Source organism: Pseudomonas sp. Y39-6 (assembly GCF_023651955.1).
Lineage (GTDB): Bacteria > Pseudomonadota > Gammaproteobacteria > Pseudomonadales > Pseudomonadaceae > Aquipseudomonas > Aquipseudomonas veronii.
In genome coordinates this window covers 67,747-85,209 of sequence record NZ_CP069594.1, presented here as the reverse complement: position 1 = coordinate 85,209, position 17,463 = coordinate 67,747, and the positions used below count along the sequence as shown (strand labels likewise).

Genomic DNA, 17,463 nt, shown 5'->3' with positions numbered 1-17,463 from the left:
GGCGTAGGAACGGGTAACATAATAACGTCTCTATCAAATATCTGTCGCCGCTCATGCCTATAACACCGCTTGCCAGCCGTCCCCACGACCACTCTCACTGCGTGCATACCGCGCTGTCGGAGGCCGACACCCTCTGCGCACGGCAGGGTCTGCGCCTGACCGCCCTGCGTCGGCGCGTGCTGGAACTGGTCTGGCAGAGCCACAAGCCGCTGGGCGCCTACGACATCCTCGGCGTGCTCAGCGAGCAGGACGGTCGCCGCGCCGCGCCGCCCACGGTGTACCGCGCGCTGGATTTCCTGCTGGACAACGGCCTGGTACACCGCATCGCGTCACTCAACGCCTTCGTCGGCTGCAACCACCCGGAACACGCGCACCAGGGGCAGTTCCTGATCTGTCGCAAGTGCCACGCCGCCATTGAGCTTGAGCAAAGCAGCATTAGCGACGCCATCATCCAGAGCGCCGCCGACGTCGGCTTCAAGGTGGAAGGGCAAACCGTCGAAGTCGTCGGGCTCTGCGCCGGTTGCCAGGGGGCTTGATGAGCAACGCGTTAATCCGCCTGGAGCAAGTCGGGGTCACGTTCGCCGGGCAAAACGTGCTGGATAACATCGCGCTGAGCGTCGAACCGGGGCAGATCGTCACGCTGATCGGCCCCAATGGCGCCGGCAAGACCACCCTGGTGCGCGCCGTACTCGGCCTGCTCAAGCCCGACACCGGCAGTGTGTGGCGCAAGCCCAAGCTGCGTGTCGGTTATATGCCGCAAAAACTCTTCGTGGACCCGACGCTGCCCTTGTCGGTGCTGCGCTTCCTGCGCCTGGTGCCGGGCGTGGACCGCGCCCGCGCGCAAGCCGCGCTCAAGGAAGTCGGTGCCGAACAGGTCATCGACAGCCCGGTGCAAAGCATCTCCGGCGGTGAAATGCAGCGCGTGTTGCTGGCCCGCGCCCTGTTGCGCGAGCCGGAGCTGCTGGTGCTCGACGAACCGGTGCAGGGCGTCGACGTCGCCGGCCAGGCCGAGTTGTACAGCTTGATCACCCGCCTGCGCGACCGCCTTGGCTGCGGCGTGCTGATGGTCTCCCACGACCTGCACCTGGTGATGAGCACCACCGACCAAGTGGTGTGCCTCAACCGCCACGTGTGCTGCTCCGGCCATCCGGAACAAGTCAGCGGCGACCCGGCGTTCGTCGAGCTGTTCGGCAAGAACGCGCAGAGCCTGGCGATTTATCACCACCATCACGATCACGCCCATGACCTGCATGGCGCCGTGGTCGACGATCCCGCCACACCCCACACTCACGTTCATGGAGATAGCTGCAAGCATGGCTGATTTTCTGCTCTACGCCCTGCTGGCAGGCTTGGCTCTGGCGCTGGTGGCGGGCCCGCTGGGCTCGTTCGTGGTCTGGCGGCGCATGGCCTATTTCGGCGACACCTTGTCCCACGCCGCATTGCTGGGCGTGGCCCTGGGCTTTCTGCTGGATGTGAGCCCGACCATCGCCGTGACCGTCGGCTGCCTGCTGCTGGCGGTGCTACTGGTGACCCTGCAACAGCGCCAGCCGCTGGCCTCCGACACGTTGCTGGGCATCCTGGCGCCCAGCACCCTGTCCCTGGGCCTGGTGGTGCTGAGCTTCATGCATGAAGTACGCATCGACCTGATGGCTTACCTGTTCGGCGACCTGCTGGCGATCAGCCCCACGGACCTTGCGTGGATTCTCGGCGGCAGCGCAGCCGTGCTGGTGCTGCTGGTGACGCTGTGGCGCCCGCTGCTGGCAATCACCGTGCATGAAGAACTGGCCACGGTGGAAGGCTTGCCCGTGCCCGCGCTGCGCATGACCTTGATGTTGTTGATCGCCGTGGTGATCGCTGTCGCGATGAAGATTGTCGGCGTATTGTTGATCACGTCACTGCTGATCATTCCCGCCGCCGCCGCCCAGCGCCACGCCCGCTCGCCGGAACAGATGGCGATCGGCGCCAGCGTACTGGGGATGCTGGCAGTGTGTGGGGGCCTGGCGCTGTCCTGGTTCAAGGACACGCCGGCAGGGCCGTCGATTGTGGTCACGGCGGCCGCCCTGTTTCTGCTGAGTTTTGTCCTGCCCCGTCGAGGGGTGTAGACTTGCTCGCTTTTTGCGCAAATAGAGAGTCGCAGGAATGAAGCCGTTCACCTCCCGTTATCTGCTCCTTGCCGCATTTTCCCTGCTGCTGGGCGCTTGTCAAAGTACCCCGCCCGCCGCCCCCGAGGCCCCGGACGCACGCGCTGTCGCCATCGCGCAACTGGAGCAAAACCTGGCCAGCAGCGAGCTGGCCACCGCCGAAGACCAACTGGCCGCGCTGCAAGCCCAGTCGCCCAACGATCCGGCGCTCGAGGCTTACCAGCGTCAACTGGCCGAAGCCTACCTGCAACGCAGTCAGATCGTGTTGCAAAAAGGTGATGTCAACGCCGCCGCTACCGCCCTCAGCCGCGCCCGCGCATTGATGCCCAAGGCTCCGGCGCTGACCGGTGGCGTCAACAGCGCCATCACCCACGCGCGCAAAGCCGAGCTGGACAAAGCCGAGGCCGCCCTCAAGGCCGCCGAAACCAAGCCCGTCGCCAAGGTCATCGACCCGGCCGCGCAGAGCACCACCGTGGCGCTGAACCTCACAGACATCGAAGAGCTGCGCCATCAGCTGGATGCCATCGCCACCGACGTGGTGAATTACCAGTGCGATGTGACCATCCAGGCACCGCGCACCCAGGATTACCCGTGGCTGGCGACCTTGCTGAGCAAACGGGTCAAGCGCATTGATTCGGGCTACGACCTGACGATTCACCGGCAGATCCTGAAGACTATTCCGGCGCAGGTTGTGCTGATTCCGCGCAAGGCGGAATAAAGCCATCGGGGGCAAGCCCCCGATGGCGATCTAACCAACAGCAGATGACTTAAGCCGGAACCGCCTTGGCCTTCGGCTCACGCTCCCAGACCCGATGCTGGGCAATCGCTTTAAAGAACGCCTTGAACGCCTTGGCATCCGCCCCCACGATCAACCCCGCATCCGCCTCGAGCTTGAGCAGATCGAGCAAGGGCTGCGCGTCACTGGCCACGGCAATCGCCTTCAGGTGCTTGTAGGCCTCCAGCAGGTAGTGCAACGCCACACCGTCCCCACTCAACGCCTTGATCGACGCCTTACCGCCGGGCACGAACACCGCATCAAACGCAATCGAGGGCAGGCCTGCCATCGACGCATCCACCGCCAGATGCTTGCCATCGGCCGTGGTGACCGGCGCCGAGGTCGGCCCGAGCAACTTGGCGTGTGCGCCCTCGGCTTGCAGCGCTTTCTTCAATGCAGCAATTGCCGCGCCGTCGACACCATCGGCCGCCAGAATCGCCACTTTGCGCGTTTTGATATCGCCCGACAGCAGGTTCACCTGGCTCAACGCCGGCGACGCTTTCACCGACGCCTTGCGCGGCGGCACCGTGCCTTTGGTCGGTGCGAGCAGACCCAGGTTCTGTGCAACGCGCCTGGCCAGTTCCAGGTCGATGTTGGCCAGAATCTCATTGACCTGACGGGCACGGATAACCTCGCGCTCCACCTTGCCCAACTCAAAACTGTAGGCCGCAATGATGTGCTCTTTCTCATGGTGGCTCATGCTGTTAAAAAACAGCGTGGCCTGGGAGAAGTGATCGCCAAACGACTCACTGCGCTCGCGCACCTTGTTGGCATCGACGCGCTCGTAATAGGTTTCGAAACCACCCTCCTGAGCCGCGGGCGGCGTTTCTTTCGGCCAACCGCCATCGATCGAATTCGGCTCATACGCAGCCCGGCCCTTATCGATCACAGTGCGATGCTGGGCATCCCGCTGCCCATTATGGAAAGGCACTACAGGCCGATTGATCGGCAGCTCATGAAAGTTCGGCCCACCGAGTCGGCTGATCTGGGTATCCGTGTAGGAAAACAGGCGGCCTTGCAGTAGCGGGTCGTTGGTGAAGTCGATACCCGGCACGATATGGCCAGGGCAAAAGGCGACTTGCTCGACTTCGGCAAAGAAGTTGTCGGGGTTGCGGTTAAGCACCATCTTGCCCAGCGGCGTAATCGGCACCAACTCTTCGGGGATGATCTTGGTCGGATCGAGCAGGTCGAAGTCGAACTTATGCTCGTCTTCTTGCGCAACGATCTGTACACCCAACTCCCACTCAGGGTAGTCACCGCCCTCAATCGCTTCCCACAGGTCGCGACGGTGGTAATCGGTATCTTTACCGGCAAGCTTTTGCGCTTCGTCCCACACCAGGGAACAGGTGCCGACTGTTGGATGCCAGTGGAATTTCACGAAGCTCGATTTACCTTCGGTATTGATCAAGCGAAAGGTGTGAATACCGAACCCCTGCATGGCACGCAGGCTTTTCGGAATAGCCCGGTCAGACATGGCCCAGATCACCATGTGCGCCGATTCCGGCTGCAGCGAGACAAAATCCCAGAACGTATCGTGAGCCGAGCCACCGGTAGGCATTTCATTGTGCGGCTCAGGCTTTACCGCATGCACAAAGTCGGGAAACTTGATCGCATCCTGAATGAAAAATACCGGCATGTTGTTGCCCACCAGGTCGAAGTTGCCTTCCTCGGTGAAGAACTTCACGGCAAAACCGCGCACGTCGCGCACCGTATCGCCCGAACCACGCGGGCCTTGCACGGTGGAAAAACGCACGAACACCGGCGTTTTATGCTCGGGGTTACGCAGGAAACCGGCCTTGCTCAGCGCCGAATGGTTCTCATAGGTCTGAAAATAGCCATGCGCGCCCGTACCGCGCGCATGCACGATGCGCTCCGGGATACGTTCATGGTCAAAATGCGTGATTTTTTCACGCATGATGAAGTCTTCCAGCAGCGAGGGGCCGCGGGCACCGACTTTCAAGGTGTTCTGGTTATCGGAAATCTTCACGCCTTGGTTGGTACGCAGCGCCTGGCCGGTCGCGTCGCTACGGAATGCCTCCAGGGCCTGCAGCTTGGCGTTGGTGTTGCCACGGTCCAGGGTATCGGTGCCCGCCAGTTCACTCTTCGGCGGGATGGCTGGCTTGTGGGTACTCATCAGACAAAACTCCTTATTCAAAGTGGCCAGAGCGGTCCCCGGCTCGTTTGAGCAAAACCCCAGGCACGGCACCCGGGAAATCGAGTTGCTGAAGTAGTGACTGACACGAATTTGCACCGTTCCTTTTTTATGACCTTTGATCGCGTTATTGCCAAATCACTGGTTGAATGCGAAATAAATGCTAAGAACCGCTATACGGACAGGCTAAAATGCGCGCCCGGCTAACCGCTGATCCCTTTTCCATGCGCCCCACAAGGTTCGCTACGTGATCGAGTTTCATAACGTCCATAAAACCTACCGCGTCGCCGGTAAGGAAATCCCCGCGCTTCACCCCACCAACCTGCGCGTCGAGAACGGCCAGGTGTTTGGTCTGATTGGCCACTCCGGTGCGGGAAAAAGTACCTTGTTGCGCCTGATCAATCGCCTCGAGCAACCCAGCGGCGGCCAGATCAACGTCGATGGCGAAGAAGTCACGGCCCTGGATGCCAACGGCCTGCGCCGTTTCCGTCAGCAGGTCGGGATGATTTTCCAGCACTTCAACCTGCTGGCCTCCAAGACCGTCGCCGACAACGTGGCGCTGCCGCTGACACTGGCCGGCGAATTGTCGCGCAAGGCCATCGACCAGCGCGTCGCCGAACTGCTGGCGCGCGTCGGCCTGTCGGACCACGCCAAGAAGTACCCGGCGCAACTGTCCGGCGGCCAGAAGCAGCGCGTCGGCATTGCCCGCGCCCTGGCGACCAAGCCGAAAATCCTGCTGTGCGACGAAGCCACCAGCGCCCTTGACCCGCAGACCACCGCCTCGGTGTTGCAACTGCTGGCCGAGATCAACCGCGAGTTGAAGCTCACCATCGTACTGATCACCCACGAAATGGACGTGATCCGCCGCGTATGCGACCAGGTGGCCGTGATGGATGCCGGCGTGATCGTCGAGCAAGGCTCGGTGGCCGACGTGTTCCTGCACCCCAAGCACCCGACCACCAAGCGCTTTGTCCAGGAAGCCGATCAGGTCGACGAAAGCGAGCAGCGCGATGACTTCGCCCATGTACCGGGCCGCATCGTGCGCCTGACGTTCCAGGGCGAAGCGACCTACGCACCGCTGTTGGGTAACATCGCCCGCGAAACGGGTGTGGACTACAGCATCCTCGCCGGGCGTATCGACCGCATCAAAGACATCCCCTACGGGCAACTGACCCTCGCCATCACCGGCGGTGACATGGAAGCGGCCTTTGCCCGCTTCACCGCCGCCGACGTCCACATGGAGGTGCTGCGCTAATGGAAGTCCTGATGAGTTTCTTCGCCAATATCGACTGGTCCGAAATCTGGCTCGCCACAGGCGACACCATGACCATGCTGTTCGGTTCGCTGTTCTTCACCGTGCTGCTCGGCTTGCCCTTGGGCGTGCTGCTGTTTCTGTGCAGCCCGCGCCAGCTGTTCGAGCAAAAAGGCCTGTACGCGTTGCTGTCGCTGAGCGTGAACATCCTGCGCTCGCTGCCGTTCATCATCCTGTTGATCGTGATGATCCCGTTCACCGTGCTGATCACCGGCACTTCGCTGGGCGTGGCCGGTGCGATTCCGCCGCTGGTCGTGGGCGCAACACCGTTCTTTGCGCGCCTGGTGGAAACCGCGCTGCGTGAAGTGGACCGCGGCATCATCGAAGCCACCCAGTCCATGGGCGCTAGCACGCGCCAGATCATCACCCATGCTTTATTGCCTGAGGCCCGCCCCGGCATTTTCGCGGCGATTACGGTGACGGCGATTACACTGGTGTCCTACACCGCCATGGCCGGCGTCGTCGGTGCCGGCGGCCTGGGCGACCTGGCCATCCGTTTCGGCTACCAGCGCTTCCAGACCGATGTGATGGTCGTCACGGTGGTGCTGTTGTTGATCCTGGTGCAAATTCTGCAAACCGTCGGCGACAAGCTGGTGGTGCATTTTTCTCGAAAATAACGACTATTGCCGGCTATACGCCGATAAATGCCCGAACAAGGAGCTTGCTGGATGAAAAAACTACTGGTTGCTTTCGCCGCCGTCGCCGCGTTTTCGGCCCACGCCGAGACCATCACGGTTGCCGCCTCGCCGGTGCCCCACGCGGAAATCCTCGAATTCGTGAAGCCGGCACTCGCCAAAGAGGGCGTGGACTTGCAGGTCAAAGTCTTCACCGACTACGTGCAGCCCAACGTACAAGTGGCCGAAAAGCGCCTGGACGCCAACTTCTTCCAGCACCAGCCGTACCTGGATGAGTTCAACAAAGCCAAGGGCACGCACCTGGTGAGCGTCGGCGCGGTCCACCTCGAGCCCCTGGGCGCTTACTCCAGCAAGTACAAGACCCTGGCCGACCTGCCTGACGGCGCCAACGTCGTGATCCCGAACGACGCCACCAACGGCGGCCGTGCGCTGTTGCTGCTGGCCAAGCACAACCTGATCACCCTGAAGGACCCGACCAACATCCTGTCGACCATCAAGGACATCACCGCCAACCCGAAAAAACTCAAGTTCCGCGAACTGGAAGCCGCCACGTTGCCGCGCGTGCTGACCCAGGTCGACCTGGCGCTGATCAACACCAACTACGCGCTGGAAGCCAAACTGGACCCGTCCAAGGACGCTCTGGTCATCGAAGGCAGCGACTCGCCTTACGTGAACATCCTGGTGACCCGCGAAGACAACAAAGACTCGGACGCCGTGAAGAAGCTGGTCGCAGCCCTGCACACGCCTGAAGTGAAGAAGTTCATCGAAGAGAAGTACAAAGGCGCGATCAAGCCAGCGTTCTGATCCGACTCGCTCCCCAACACACCGCAGATCAAACAATGTGGGAGGGGGCTTGCTCCCGATAGCGGCAGTTCAGTCGATGCATACGTTGACTGACCCACCGCCATCGGGAGCAAGCCCCCTCCCACCTGTGTTTTGTGTTGCCTGTTATTTGCGCTGCAACAGCCCTGGCAACTGCGCCACCAGTTTCTGGTTGTTCAGCGGCGCACGAATGAACCCACGCTGGGTGCCATCCGGACCGATCAGCGCGAGGTTGCCGCTGTGGTCGACCGTGTAGTTCGGCTTGGTCGTGTCCGCCGGAATGAACGGGATGCTCACCGCGTTCGACACCTTCTGCACATCGTCCACATTCGCGCCGGTCAGGCCTTCGAATTGCGGGTCGAAATAGCCCAGGTATTGCTTGAGCTGAGTCGGCGTGTCGCGGTTCGGGTCGACGCTGACCAGGATCACCTGCAACTTATCCACAGCCTCTTTGGGCAACTCGCTCTTGATCTGGCGCAGTTGGGCGAGGGTGGTGGGGCAGATGTCCGGGCAGAAGGTGTAGCCGAAGAACAGCAGGCTCCACTTGCCCTTCAACTCGTTGACCAGCACCGGCTGGCCGTCCTGGTTGGTCATGGTCACCGGCGGCAATTGGCGGCTTTGCGGCAGCAGAATGATGCCGGCATCGATCAAGGCGGTCGGGTCGCCCTGGCCCTTGCCCGAGAGCACTTTGTTGACGGTCAGGCCCATGATCAACGCGACAATGGCCACCAGAATGAAGACAGTTTTTTGAGTTCGGGTCATAGGTTCAACAGTAAGTAGTGGTCTACAAGCAGGGCGATAAACAGCAGGAACAGGTACCAGATAGAGTACTTGAACGTGTTGATCGCCGCGTGCGGCTGAGCGCCACGGTACAGCACCCAGGCCCATTGCAGAAAGCGTGCACCCAACACCAGCGCAGATCCGAGGTACAGCAGGCCGCTCATATGGATGACGTAGGGCATCAGGCTCACCGCCAGCAGGACGCAGGTGTAGAGCAGGATATGCACCTTGGTGTAGTGCTCGCCATGAGTGACCGGCAGCATCGGAATATCGGCCTTGGCGTATTCCTCCTTGCGGTGAATGGCCAGGGCCCAGAAGTGCGGCGGGGTCCAGGCGAAGATGATCAGCACCAGCAGCAGCGGCTCGGCGCTGACATGCCCGGTGACCGCAACCCAGCCCAACAGCGGCGGCGCCGCGCCGGCCAGGCCACCGATGACGATGTTCTGCGGCGTCGCGCGCTTGAGAAAGCCGGTGTAGATCACCGCATAACCGAGCAACGAGGCCAGCGTCAGCCAGGCCGCCAGCGGGTTGGTGAACGCCAGCAGCAGCGCCAACCCGGCAACAGCCAGAAACAAAGCAAAGGCCAGCGCCGCTCCGGGCGACACACGCCCCTGGGCGATCGGGCGCTTTTGCGTGCGCGCCATCAGCGTATCGATGCGCCGATCGACGACGTGGTTGACCACCGCCGCGCCACCGGCACACAGGGCGATCCCCAGATTGCCGAAGATCAGCACCGCCCACGGCACCCCGGCGCGGGTGGCGAGGAACATGCCCACCAGCGAGGTGATGAGCATCAGCACCACCACTTTCGGCTTGGTCAGCTCCAGGTAGTCACGCCAGATCGCCTGGCCGTGACGCGCACCGATCAAGGTCGCCATGGCATCTCTCCTTTGAGGGTGATAAGGCCCGATACGTGTTTACGCGGGCTGAAGCGCCAGCCGAACGGCATCTGGCGGCGCACCCGGACCAGGCTGGTACGGGCGTGGTAATTGACCAGTACCAGGGTCAGCAACAAGGCTGCGCCACCGGCGTTGTGACCGACCGCCACCGGCAGCGGCAGGTGGAAATACACGTTGCTCAGGCCCAGGCCGATCTGTGCCGCCAGGGCGATCAGCAGCAAGCCCGCGAGCCGGGTCATGCCCACCGCGCGCAGCTGCCAGGCCAGGCCCAGCAATACCAGGGTGACCAGCAGCGCGCCGATGCGGTGGGTCAGGTGAATGGCCGTGCGCGCGTCGCTGTCGAGCTGGCCGCCGAGGTAATTGGGGCCGATGTGCTGGGTCAGGTGGAAGCCATTGGCAAAGTCCGCCGCCGGCCACCACTGGCCGTGACAGGTGGGCAAATCGATACAGGCCACCGCCGCGTAGTTGGAACTCACCCAGCCGCCCAGTGCGATCTGGCCGATCACCAGCACCAGGCCGGCGGTGGCCCAATATTGCAGGCGCTTGGGCACGATCAGCGCGGGCAGCACGCCGGACAGGCGCAGGGTCAGCAGAAACAACAGGCTCAAGGTCGCAAAGCCGCCCAACAGATGCCCGGTCACCACTTGCGGCCAGAGCTTGAGCGTCACCGTCCACATACCGAACGCCGCCTGGGCGAACACCACCGCCAACAGGAACAGCGGCAACTTCACCGGCTGGCCGGGGTCGCGCCGATGCCGCCACGAGCGCGCCGCCAGCAACACGATCAGCAGGCCCAGGGTGCCGGCAAAGTAACGATGAACCATCTCGCTCCAGCCTTTGTCGGCCTCCACCGGCGTGTCCGGGAAATGCAGCTCGGCATGGGCCAACTGGGCGTCGCTTTGCGGCACGCTGATAAAACCGTAGCAGCCCGGCCAATCCGGACAACCCAGGCCGGCGTGGGTCAGGCGCGTATAGGCGCCGAGCAATACGACAATCAGCGCCAGCAAGGTGGCAAACAGCGCGAGGCGAAATCCAGGTTTGGCCATGACGATGCCCTTATCCGATGTTCGACAGTTTCAGCAGGTGGCGCAGGTCGTTGAGCAAGTCCTTGCCCTTGACCGTCGTGTCGTAGCGCAGCACCAGGTTGCCATGGGGATCGACGATCCACAGTTGCGCCTCGCCCGGTGCGGCGGCGGCTTTGCCGAAGGTCGTCAGGTCCAGCGGGTAGCGTTGCAATTGCGGGTATTCGGCCTTGAGCCTGGCCTCGTAATCGGCGCCGACCGGCTGCGCACTGGCCAGGGCATGACTGGCCCGGGACGCATCGCGGCCGAGGCCGATCTGCAGCTGCCGCGCCAGGTACACCAGTTGCCGGCACTCGGCGGCGCAGGCGCTGGGCGCGGTGACGAGCAACTGCCAGCGCTGTTCGTCCGCCTGCACGCCGATATCGGCGCGGGTCTGGCCGTTGCCGATCAGTTCGCCGTGGTAACTGCGACTGTCCGGCACCCAGAACTGCAGCTTGTACATAAAGGTGGCGAGCGCCATCGGGCCGATCACCATCAGCAGGATCAGGATCAGTTGCCAGCGGCCTTTGCGCCGGTCGGGCGTCGCTGGCGCATCAGACATGTTGAGTGGATTCATGGCCGCTCCCATGGTGCTTCTCCTTTGCGTTGTGCCATCCGAGGTAGAGGTAAAGGCTGAGCAGCGCCAGCGCCATGGCGAACCATTGCACCGCATAGGCCAGGTGTTTTTCCGGGCCCATGGCAACGATGGGCCAGGTGGTTTCGTAGGTGCCGGGGCCGGCTTCGGCGCGCAGTTCGTAGGCAAAACCGCTGCGCCCCAGCTCGGCCCACAGCGTGGCCGGATGCAGCGCGGTGAGCAGGCGCGGCCAGTGCGTGGTCGCCGGGTCGGCGTGCAACTGGAAGGTTTCGCCGGGCGCGACATACACCCAGGCGTCAAGATTCACCGGCTGTTCCGGCGTGCTGAAGACGGGCGGCGCGCGCCGATCCGGCCAGGGCAACCAGCCGCGATTGAGCAGCAGCCACAAGCCGCTGGCCTGGTCGTGAAACGGTTGCAGCAGCTCGACGCCGGCCTTGCCATTACGCATGCGGTTGTCGAGCAACACACTGTGCTCGCCGTCGAATTGGCCGCGCAGATGCACGCGACGGAAGGCCGGATCAGCCATGCTGTCGAGTTGGGCACTGCCCACCGGCTCAGCGGCGCGGCGCTCGGCATAGCTGTCCACCATCAGCTGTTTTTCATGGCCGCGCGACAGTTGCCAGAACCCCAGGCCCACCATCAGCGGCAGCAACACGAGCACCACCAGCGTCGGCGCGATACCGGGGCGAAAGCGCTGGATGGCACTGGCTATACTGGATTTCATCGCCCCTCCCCTATAAGCCCTGGAGCCAGACCATGCTCAAAGCCGCCATTGCCCTGATGCTGATCGCGACCGTCGCGAGCCTGTTCAGTGGCTTGTTCTTTCTGGTCAAGGACGAGGGCCACTCCAACCGCCTCGTCACCGCCTTGACCGTGCGTGTCGTACTGGCCGTGATCACCGTGGCGTTGATCGCCTGGGGCTTTTTCAGCGGCCAGTTGGTGTCGCATGCGCCTTGGTAGCGCGCCTCACAGCACATACACGAAGAAAAACAGGCCGATCCAGACCACATCCACAAAGTGCCAATACCAACTGGCCGCCTCGAAACCGAACTGGTGCTCGGCATTGAAGTGCCCGCGCAAGATACGCATCAGCATCACGAACAAAATAATCGTGCCGATGGTCACGTGGGCCCCGTGAAAACCGGTGAGCATGAAGAAGGTCGCGCCGTACACGCCGGAGCCCAACGTCAGGCCCAGCTCTTTGTAGGCGTGGATGTATTCCTCTGCCTGGAACCCAAGAAACCCCAGGCCCAGCAGCACCGTGATCGCCAGCCAGAGCTTCAGCGCACCGCGATGGCCTTTGCGCAGCGCATGGTGGGCGATGGTGATGGTCACGCTGGAACTCACCAGCAGGATGGTGTTGACCAACGGCAGGCCCCACGGGCTGATGGTGCCTTCGGGCGCGGGAAACAGCTTGGGATCGGGGTTGTTGAGCAGCGGCCAGACAAACTCGAAATTCGGCCACAGCATATGCGCGATGCCTTTGGAGCCTTCGCCCGCCAACCACGGCGCCGACATATGCCGCACATAAAACAGCGCACCGAAGAACGCGATGAAGAACATCACTTCGGAAAAGATGAACCAGGTCATGCCCCAGCGGAACGAGCGGTCCATCTGCGCGCTGTACAACCCGGCGCGGCTTTCCTTGATCACCGCGCCGAACCAGCCGAACAGCATGTAGGCCAGTAACAGGCCACCGACGAAAAAGATCCACGGCCCGTGGGATTCCGGGCGCGCAGCCTTCAGGTCGTTGAACCACACGCCCAGGCCATACACGGTGATCAGCAGGCCAACCGTGGCAATTATCGGCCATTTGCTTTGCGCTGGTACGTAGTACGTATCATGAGTCGACATGTATTCGCTCTCCTGATTGAGCGGGCAAACAGTAGCTAGCCGCCGCTATGGACAGCCACGGGCGGTTGGCGCGCGGTGATATCAAACAGCGTGTACGCCAGGGTCAAATGCTTCACATCCTTGGGCATGTCGCGATCGACAATGAAGCGCACCGGCATTTCGATGCGCTCACCGGGTTGCAGCACTTGTTGGGTGAAGCAAAAACACTCGGTCTTGTGGAAGTACATCGCCGCTTCAGCCGGGGAAATGCTCGGGATCGCCTGGGCGGTCATCGGCTTATCGCTGGGGTTGTAGGCCACGAAGAGCATCTCGTTGACCGCGCCGGGGTTGACCACGATCTCATCGGCCTTGGAATGGAACTCCCAGACCATGTCGATGGCATTGGTGGACAGGAACTGCACCCGCACCTGGCGCGACGGATCGACGATCTGCTCGCCCTCATACTGCCCGGCCGTCTTGCCGTTGATGCCGAACGCCCTGCACATCACGTCGTAGATCGGCACCAGGGCAAAGCCGAAGGCGAACATCGCCAGCACCAGGATCAACAGACGGGTGACCAGGCGCTTGAGTGGCACGGAGTCAGCCATGGCGATCACCCGACAGTGTGGGAGGGGGTTTGTGGAAGCCGGTTCATTTGACCTCCGGTGGCGTGGTGAAGGTGTGGTACGGCGCGGGCGAGGGCACGCTCCACTCCAGGCCTTCAGCGCCGTCCCACGGCTTGGCCGGTGCTGGCGGGCCGCCGCGGATGCACTTGATCACGATAAACAGGAAGAAGATCTGCGTGGCACCGAACATGAACGCGCCGATGGACGAGACCATGTTGAAGTCGGCGAACTGCAGGTTGTAGTCCGGCACCCGACGCGGCATGCCGGCCAACCCGACGAAGTGCATCGGGAAGAACGCCATGTTCATGCCCACGAAAGACAGCCAGAAGTGCAGCTTGCCCAGGGTTTCGTCGTACATGTGGCCGGTCCATTTCGGCAGCCAGTAGTAGGCCGAGGCGAAGATGCCGAAGATTGCGCCGGGCACCAGTACGTAATGGAAGTGCGCTACCACGAAGTAGGTGTCGTGGTACTGGAAGTCTGCCGGCGCGATGGCCAGCATCAAGCCGGAGAAACCGCCGATGGTGAACAGGATCACGAACGCCACCGCAAACAGCATCGGCGTCTCGAACGTCAGCGAGCCTTGCCACATGGTGCTGACCCAGTTGAACACCTTCACCCCCGTCGGGACGGCGATCAGCAGGGTGGCGTACATGAAGAACAACTCGCCCACCAGCGGAATGCCGACCACGAACATGTGGTGCGCCCACACGATGAACGACAGGAACGCGATACTCGCCGTGGCGTAGACCATCGAGGTGTAGCCAAACAGCGGTTTGCGCGAAAAGGTCGGGATGATCGAGCTGACGGCGCCGAAGGCCGGCAGGATCATGATGTACACCTCGGGATGGCCGAAGAACCAGAACACATGCTGGAACAACACCGGATCACCACCGCCGGCGGCACTGAAGAAGCTGGTGCCGAAGTGGATGTCCATCAGCATCATCGTCACGCAGCCGGCCAGCACCGGCATCACCGCGATCAGCAGGAAGGCGGTGATCAGCCAGGTCCACACGAACAGCGGCATTTTCATCAGGGTCATGCCCGGTGCGCGCAGGTTGAGAATGGTGGCGACCACGTTGATCGCGCCCATGATCGAACTGATGCCCATCAGGTGGATGGCGAAGATGAAGAACGTCACGCTTTCCGGGGCGTAGGTGGTGGAGAGCGGGGCGTAGAAGGTCCAGCCGAAATTCGGCCCGCCACCCGGGGTGAACAGGGTCGAGACCAGCAGCAGGAACGCCGCCGGCAGCAACCAGAAGCTGAAGTTGTTCATGCGCGGCAGGGCCATGTCCGGCGCGCCGATCATCAGCGGGATCATCCAGTTGGCCAGGCCGACGAACGCCGGCATCACCGCGCCGAACACCATGATCAAGCCGTGCATGGTGGTCATCTGGTTGAAGAACGCCGGCTCGACGATCTGCAGGCCGGGCTGGAACAGCTCGGCGCGGATCACCATGGCGAACGAGCCGCCGAGCAGGAACATGGTGAAGGCGAACCACAGGTACATCGTGCCGATGTCTTTGTGGTTGGTGGTCAGCACCCAGCGCATCAAACCCTTGGCGGGGCCGTGGGCATGGTCACTGGCGTGGCCATGGTCATCGATCACAGCGCTCATGGCCGTTCTCCTGCAAACGAGTGGGCGGGGCGGTTCAGCGCATTCGCAATGAAGTGAGTCATTTGCTTTCCGCCTGTTTCAGAGCCAGCACGTCTTTGGGCGTGACCATGTCGCCTTTGTTGTTGCCCCAGGCGTTGCGCTCGTAGGTCACCACCGCGGCGATATCCACTTCCGAGAGTTGCTTGCCGAAGGCGGCCATGGCGGTGCCGGGCTTGCCGAAGTAGACGCGGTGCAGGTGGTCTTCCTTGCTTCCGGTGGCGATCGGCGAGCCTTTGAGTGCCGGGAACATCGGCGGCAGGCCCTGGCCTTCGGCCTGGTGACAGGCCACACAGGTGGTGTGGTAGACCTTGTCGCCACGGGCGACCAGTTCGTCCAGCGTCCACTCCTTGGAGGTCAGCTCCTTGAGCTGAGCGGCCTCGGCCTTGCGCTCGCCGAGCCAGGTGTCGTAGTCGGCCTTGGACTTGACCTCGACCACGATGGGCATGAAGCCGTGGTCCTTGCCGCACAGTTCGGCGCACTGGCCCCGGTAGATGCCGGGCTTCTCGATACGGGTCCAGGCCTCGTTGATGAAACCGGGGATGGCATCGCGCTTGACCGCAAAGGCCGGCACCCACCAGGAGTGGATCACGTCCGCGGCGGTCACCAGAAAACGCACCTTGGCGCCCACCGGCAGCACCAGCGGCTGGTCGACTTCCAGCAGGTAATGTTCGCCTTTGGTGGCCTTGTTGTGGATCTGCTCGGCGGGAGTAGCCAGGTTGCTGAAGAACTCCACATCCTGGCCGAGGTATTTGTAATGCCACTTCCACTGATAGCCGGTGATCTGGATATCGATGTCCGATTCCGTGCTGTCGTAGATGTTGATCAGAGTCTTGGTCGCCGGAATGGCCATCGCCACCAGGATCAGCAAGGGCACTACGGTCCAGAGGATTTCCACGGTGGTGCTTTCGTGGAACTTGGCGGCCACCTGGCCCGTAGACCGGCGGTGAAGAATCATCGACCAGAACATCGCGCCAAATACGACAATGCCGATCACTACACAGATCCAGAAAATGGTCATGTGCAGGTCGAACACGGCGTGACTGACTTCTGTCGCCCCTGGCGCCATATTCGTTGTCCAGGCGGCATGCGCCTGACCGAATACTGACCACAACAGGAGGCCCATCCAAACATGTGGATGTCGCGTCATTGCGGGTTCCCCTTATCGTTCTTGTTATCCCGCCGGTGTGCACCTGCGTCGAAGGGAGCGGCTTCCATACTGCTTACAACCGCTTAGCCTCACCTGCTTATGCAGTCTGGCGTCATCAGCTAATCGCGTACAAAACCGAGTATAGACAGCACCTGCCACCCCGCAATGTGCAGGGGCAAATGAGCTGAAACAGACGGACGGGGCCCATAAGACCGGGGGGCGGAATCGTTTATCCGACGAACGATGGCAATTCGATATAACAGCGGCGCATAACCATGAAATAATTATGACAAATGCGTCTTAGACGCTTGTATAAACGAACTACCTTGTCCTTTCCCTTTTCCTACGCCTGCTTCACTGGAGCTTTCATGAACACCGCCGCATTGCGCGAGCAGATTTCCCTTGCCCATCAACACGAAGCCAGCACCGGCCAACTGGCCCAGCAACTCGAGAAACAATTACCGCACCTGCATTCGGCCATTACCCTGGCGGAGGGTGATCGTAACCTCGTCATGACACGCTTTGTCACTGCCTACGTCGACCTCGTCCCAGACCTGCTGGACGCCGCCAACGACGTAGCCCGCGAGGCCGGTATCGAAAGCCAGGTCAAGCCGGTACTGAAGATTGCCGAGCAGTTTTTCCTGCAACCGCCAGCGATTCTGGCGGGCCATATCGGTCTCGACGGCCTGCTGGACGAGGCCTATCTGGCCCATCGCCTGGTCGAAGAGGTCAATGACCTGTACATCACGCATTTCGGCCAACCGTTGATTCCAGCGGACACCACCGTGGCCAATCTGATTGCCCATCAACTGATCGGTGAAACCTTTGCCAACCAGTTGGACGAAGCCGTACACCATGCGGTAGATAAAATGCTCAGCGAAGACAGCTTTGCGCTGGAATCGGTCGAGGCCTACCGCGAGCAGCTCAAAAGCCTGGCAACGGAAGCAGCGTGGAAGCGCTGGCCGTGCCTGTCGCGCAAGTTGGGCATTGAGTTGGAACTGGATCAGCAGGCCTGAATCTTCGACCTGACG

General features: G+C 61.9%; 19 protein-coding genes. 9 read left to right on the top strand and 10 right to left on the bottom strand.

Translation table 11 applies throughout. From position 1 onward, the window contains the following. Positions 1–53 precede the first annotated feature (53 nt). From zur to JN756_RS00400, 4 genes are read left to right on the top strand one after another with little or no spacing between them, the layout of a single operon-like run. Positions 54–536 carry a zinc uptake transcriptional repressor Zur gene (gene zur / locus JN756_RS00415; RefSeq protein ID WP_026140288.1) on the top strand — a complete coding sequence of 161 codons (483 nt, stop codon included), beginning with the start codon at positions 54–56 and terminating at the stop codon, positions 534–536. Beyond that, the gene (gene znuC / locus JN756_RS00410; protein ID WP_017849021.1) at positions 536–1,321 is read left to right on the top strand and encodes a zinc ABC transporter ATP-binding protein ZnuC; all 786 of its coding nucleotides are present in this window, start codon (positions 536–538) and stop codon (positions 1,319–1,321) included. Before zur ends, znuC begins: the two co-directional genes overlap by 1 nt. Continuing rightward, a complete protein-coding gene (gene znuB / locus JN756_RS00405) occupies positions 1,314–2,102 on the top strand; it encodes a zinc ABC transporter permease subunit ZnuB (RefSeq protein WP_079442557.1) in 789 nt (262 codons plus the stop codon). The genes znuC and znuB overlap by 8 nt, the downstream gene beginning before the upstream one ends. Positions 2,103–2,139: 37 nt before the next feature. Next, positions 2,140–2,859 (top strand): PA5502 family lipoprotein, encoded by a 720-nt coding sequence (locus JN756_RS00400; RefSeq protein ID WP_017849019.1) that lies wholly within the window; start codon positions 2,140–2,142, stop codon positions 2,857–2,859. Positions 2,860–2,908: 49 nt separating this feature from the next. Here the strand turns inward: JN756_RS00400 and katE are convergent, their stop codons facing one another. Beyond that, positions 2,909–5,071, bottom strand: coding sequence for a catalase HPII (katE, locus tag JN756_RS00395; protein WP_268933232.1), 2,163 nt, complete (start codon positions 5,069–5,071; stop codon positions 2,909–2,911). Between the two features lie 244 nt (positions 5,072–5,315). On the opposite strand from katE, the gene JN756_RS00390 reads away from it, so the two are divergent. Genes JN756_RS00390 through JN756_RS00380 form a run of 3 tightly spaced genes read left to right on the top strand, consistent with a single transcriptional unit; the run spans position 5,316 to position 7,819 of the window. Next, entirely contained in the window at positions 5,316–6,323 is a 1,008-nt protein-coding gene (locus JN756_RS00390) for a methionine ABC transporter ATP-binding protein (RefSeq protein WP_017849017.1), read from the top strand. After that, positions 6,323–6,997 carry a methionine ABC transporter permease gene (locus tag JN756_RS00385; RefSeq protein ID WP_017849016.1) on the top strand — a complete coding sequence of 225 codons (675 nt, stop codon included), beginning with the start codon at positions 6,323–6,325 and terminating at the stop codon, positions 6,995–6,997. Before JN756_RS00390 ends, JN756_RS00385 begins: the two co-directional genes overlap by 1 nt. A 51-nt stretch (positions 6,998–7,048) precedes the next feature. Continuing rightward, positions 7,049–7,819 (top strand): MetQ/NlpA family ABC transporter substrate-binding protein, encoded by a 771-nt coding sequence (locus JN756_RS00380; protein WP_017849015.1) that lies wholly within the window; start codon positions 7,049–7,051, stop codon positions 7,817–7,819. 144 nt (positions 7,820–7,963) lie between these two features. On the opposite strand, the gene JN756_RS00375 is transcribed toward JN756_RS00380, so the two are convergent. From JN756_RS00375 to JN756_RS00355, 5 genes are read right to left on the bottom strand one after another with little or no spacing between them, the layout of a single operon-like run. Next, complete coding sequence (locus JN756_RS00375; RefSeq protein WP_017849014.1) at positions 7,964–8,599, bottom strand: SCO family protein; 636 nt, start codon at positions 8,597–8,599, stop codon at positions 7,964–7,966. Then, entirely contained in the window at positions 8,596–9,495 is a 900-nt protein-coding gene (cyoE, locus tag JN756_RS00370; RefSeq protein ID WP_046381540.1) for a heme o synthase, read from the bottom strand. Before cyoE ends, JN756_RS00375 begins: the two co-directional genes overlap by 4 nt. Continuing rightward, positions 9,483–10,562: a COX15/CtaA family protein gene (locus JN756_RS00365; protein WP_017849012.1), complete on the bottom strand. Its 1,080-nt coding sequence runs from the start codon at positions 10,560–10,562 to the stop codon at positions 9,483–9,485. The genes cyoE and JN756_RS00365 overlap by 13 nt, the downstream gene beginning before the upstream one ends. Before the next feature lie 10 nt (positions 10,563–10,572). Further along, positions 10,573–11,166 carry a PA_0111/PP_0108 family redox-active disulfide protein gene (locus JN756_RS00360; RefSeq protein ID WP_026140286.1) on the bottom strand — a complete coding sequence of 198 codons (594 nt, stop codon included), beginning with the start codon at positions 11,164–11,166 and terminating at the stop codon, positions 10,573–10,575. Further along, entirely contained in the window at positions 11,132–11,896 is a 765-nt protein-coding gene (locus JN756_RS00355; protein WP_046381542.1) for an SURF1 family protein, read from the bottom strand. Before JN756_RS00355 ends, JN756_RS00360 begins: the two co-directional genes overlap by 35 nt. A gap of 32 nt (positions 11,897–11,928) precedes the next feature. On the opposite strand from JN756_RS00355, the gene JN756_RS00350 reads away from it, so the two are divergent. Further along, positions 11,929–12,132 (top strand): twin transmembrane helix small protein, encoded by a 204-nt coding sequence (locus JN756_RS00350; protein ID WP_017849009.1) that lies wholly within the window; start codon positions 11,929–11,931, stop codon positions 12,130–12,132. Positions 12,133–12,138: 6 nt separating this feature from the next. Here JN756_RS00350 and JN756_RS00345 read toward each other — a convergent pair whose 3' ends face one another. From JN756_RS00345 to coxB, 4 genes are read right to left on the bottom strand one after another with little or no spacing between them, the layout of a single operon-like run. Further along, entirely contained in the window at positions 12,139–13,026 is an 888-nt protein-coding gene (locus tag JN756_RS00345) for a cytochrome c oxidase subunit 3 (RefSeq protein WP_177030074.1), read from the bottom strand. 35 nt (positions 13,027–13,061) lie between these two features. Beyond that, complete coding sequence (locus JN756_RS00340; RefSeq protein WP_201021685.1) at positions 13,062–13,613, bottom strand: cytochrome c oxidase assembly protein; 552 nt, start codon at positions 13,611–13,613, stop codon at positions 13,062–13,064. Positions 13,614–13,656: 43 nt separating this feature from the next. Next, positions 13,657–15,246, bottom strand: a complete 1,590-nt coding sequence (gene ctaD, locus JN756_RS00335; RefSeq protein WP_017849006.1) for a cytochrome c oxidase subunit I — start codon at positions 15,244–15,246, stop codon at positions 13,657–13,659. 58 nt (positions 15,247–15,304) lie between these two features. Continuing rightward, entirely contained in the window at positions 15,305–16,432 is a 1,128-nt protein-coding gene (coxB, locus tag JN756_RS00330) for a cytochrome c oxidase subunit II (protein WP_057004943.1), read from the bottom strand. A 368-nt stretch (positions 16,433–16,800) separates the two neighbouring features. Between coxB and JN756_RS00325 the strand changes: the two genes are divergently transcribed. Then, positions 16,801–17,448, top strand: coding sequence for a hypothetical protein (locus tag JN756_RS00325; RefSeq protein WP_046381543.1), 648 nt, complete (start codon positions 16,801–16,803; stop codon positions 17,446–17,448). The last annotated feature ends 15 nt before the right edge of the window (positions 17,449–17,463 follow it).